Raw genomic sequence first — 1,825 nt, 5'->3', positions numbered from 1 at the left:
CCCGTCCTTCAGGGCGGGTAAGACGTTAATATTTTAGTCCAGAAATGAGAGATGAATCCTTACTCGTGTCTCTTTCAAAGGCGCAGATCACGCCACGCTCCCTTATCAGTCGCTGAATCCTTGTCTCGAATCCATCTGAGAGAAGGTTGGTCGCTCGATTGATGCTCTCCGCGCACTCCGTTCCGGCCCGCCTCGCGCGCTTCACCGTGAGGCGGACATCTGAGACCGTCAGGCGGAGCGCTTTCTCGTTCTTCGCGATCGCCTCGGCGAAACGCTGGCCCAGGCCGCACATCAGCAACGCGGACTTGATCTCCTTGTCGCCGAAGGTTCCGTCCTTGTCCTTGATGACGTGAAGGTTCCCCGGATTAGACTCCATCACCGACACCAATTCCTCCAGCCCCGGCGCTATGCGCGCGACAACGTCGGCGAAGACATCGTCCCTGTTGCCGATGACCAGAGCTAACAAGGGGCGCAGGGGTACGCGGTGATGCATCGCGGTCAGGCTCTTGTTCATGATGGATATCAGGGGTGCCTCGCGCGTTTCGAGTGGTCCGCCATCGTTAAGGAACTTAACAACCCTCGCGCCGTCCGAGACGCAACCGTGGACGGCCGCCAGCCCCGACGCCTTGTAGGATAGCGGGAATTTCCCACCCCTGGCTACAGTCTTGAGCACGACTGCCTCACCCTGGTCGGCGGCCGCATCCGGATTAGAGTAGTAGGATCCGTTGACGGCATAGACGGTCAGCGGAGCGTTTCCCTTGATCGAGTACCTAAAGTCCACATCGCGCACGTCGAGGCCCGCCGCGGACAGGAATTCCCTCACCTTGCGTCCCCACTTCACGACCGGAGGGGCGTTTTGCTTGCCCCGGATCTGGACGGCCTGCCAATTCCCCTTGATGCCGGAGACCCGCTGAACGCCGTTTTCCGGCTTCCTATCCACGAACAGGCGCCCGTGACCGTGAACCATGATGCTAGGCGGACGCCGAAGCTCGATCGTGACGTGGGGGGCGTTGTGGGTGTCCCGGACCGAGAGTATCCGCGCTTCTCCGCGCTTGACGACGGCCCAGTAACCGCCGACGCAATGCGCCATCCGCGCGCCTTCGTCCTTCAGGGCGTTCGCTGTCAGGAGGTCCACGACGCGGCCGCCGTCCTCGAATTCGTGAAGCGTCCTCACGTCTCCGGCAGCAATCTCGATCTCCATCGCCCGGCGTCCGGCTAGCCTCCCATGCCAAAGGTCGGAGGCCGCGACCGCCTCGCCCCACGAAATCCTGTCGATCCTCTTCAGGTGGCGGTCATCGTCCGGCATGGAGTCGAACCAATCCAGGACTTCCATTGCTTTCCTAAGAAGGCGAGCGACCCCTCGCTTGTCCGGAACGAGGAACACCTCACCCCCTTCGAAAGCCTTGATGATCCTTCTGCTCGCGGGTCGAGGGACATCGTCCGCCTTCATCGCGTTCTTTAGCCCCGAAAGGCTAGTCACCCGACGCAGGTGGTCGGCCGGTCCACGCTTCAGCGCCTTCTTGAGCGCCCGCTCCTGCCAAAGTCCCACTTCAACCCGGGAGGCACGCGACGTGATTTCTGAGATAGCCGGATGAACGGCCTTGGTTCCGATCGTCTGCAATGAATTCACCCCGAAAAGACACCAGTTCCATGAATCCTGTTTATCTCACGGTTTCGAATGTGTCCAATTTCCAAAACAAGGGGTTTCCGGTTCAACGTTACCCCGGTGGCTTACCTTCTTTTAAAGGAATCGAAGCGATATTGCACCCGCCTGCCCGAAGAAGAAGCGTAACGGACTTAACGTCTTCCCCGACCTGAAGGACGG

The 1,825-nt window shown here is 60.1% G+C and carries 1 protein-coding gene; it reads right to left on the bottom strand.

The window, feature by feature from the left end; genetic code table 11:
• Nucleotides 1-25: 25 nt before the first annotated feature.
• Nucleotides 26-1,621, bottom strand: coding sequence for a PcfJ domain-containing protein (locus E1297_RS02245; RefSeq protein WP_155133361.1), 1,596 nt, complete (start codon nucleotides 1,619-1,621; stop codon nucleotides 26-28).
• Between the last annotated feature and the right edge of the window lie 204 nt (nucleotides 1,622-1,825).

Source organism: Roseibium sp. RKSG952, from assembly GCF_009711355.1.
The sequence above is the reverse complement of the archived record's forward strand: the minus strand, read 5'-3'. Positions and strand labels throughout refer to the sequence as shown.